Consider the following 1,041-nt stretch of genomic DNA (forward strand, 5'->3'; position numbering starts at 1 on the left):
TGCGAGGCTGAGAACTTAAGCGCCAGTAAACGGCGGTGGTAACTATAACCATCCTAAGGTAGCGAAATTCCTTGTCGGGTAAGTTCCGACCTGCACGAATGGCGTAACGACTTCCCCGCTGTCTCAACCGCAGACCCGGCGAAATTGCACTACGAGTAAAGATGCTCGTTACGCGCAGCAGGACGGAAAGACCCCGGGACCTTCACTACAGCTTGACATTGGCGTTTGGAACGTCTTGTGTAGGATAGGTGGGAGACGGTGAAGCTGTCACGCTAGTGGCGGTGGAGTCATTGGTGAAATACCACTCTGGTCGTTTTGAACGTCTAACTTCGGTCCGTGATCCGGATCAGGGACAGTGTCTGGTGGGTAGTTTAACTGGGGCGGTTGCCTCCTAAAGAGTAACGGAGGCGCCCAAAGGTTCCCTCAGCCTGGTTGGTAATCAGGTGTCGAGTGTAAGTGCACAAGGGAGCTTGACTGTGAGACCGACGGGTCGAGCAGGAGCGAAAGCTGGGACTAGTGATCCGGCGGTGGCATGTGGAAGCGCCGTCGCTCAACGGCTAAAAGGTACCCCGGGGATAACAGGCTGATCTTCCCCAAGAGTCCATATCGACGGGATGGTTTGGCACCTCGATGTCGGCTCGTCGCATCCTGGGGCTGGAGTAGGTCCCAAGGGTTGGGCTGTTCGCCCATTAAAGCGGTACGCGAGCTGGGTTTAGAACGTCGCGAGACAGTTCGGTCCCTATCCGCTGCGCGCGCAGGAGACTTGAAAGGAGCTGTCCCTAGTACGAGAGGACCGGGACGGACGAACCTCTGGTGTGCCAGTTGTTCCGCCAGGAGCATGGCTGGTTGGCTACGTTCGGAAGGGATAACCGCTGAAAGCATCTAAGCGGGAAGCTCGCCTTGAGATGAGGTCTCCCACCACGAAAGTGGGTAAGGCCCCCGGGAGACGACCGGGTTGATAGGCCGGAGGTGGAAGCATGGTAACGTGTGGAGCTGACCGGTACTAATAGGCCGAGGACTTGACCACAAAGCAACAGTGCT

At 57.0% G+C, this 1,041-nt stretch carries 1 rRNA gene (only partly in view); it reads left to right on the plus strand.

Annotated elements, in window-relative coordinates:
• Positions 1-1,027, plus strand: a 23S ribosomal RNA gene (locus DKM19_RS52950); it begins 2,111 nt to the left of the window's first position.
• Positions 1,028-1,041 lie beyond the last annotated feature (14 nt).

It is taken from the genome of Streptosporangium sp. 'caverna' (genome assembly GCF_003203775.1).
Taxonomy (GTDB): domain Bacteria; phylum Actinomycetota; class Actinomycetes; order Streptosporangiales; family Streptosporangiaceae; genus Streptosporangium; species Streptosporangium subroseum.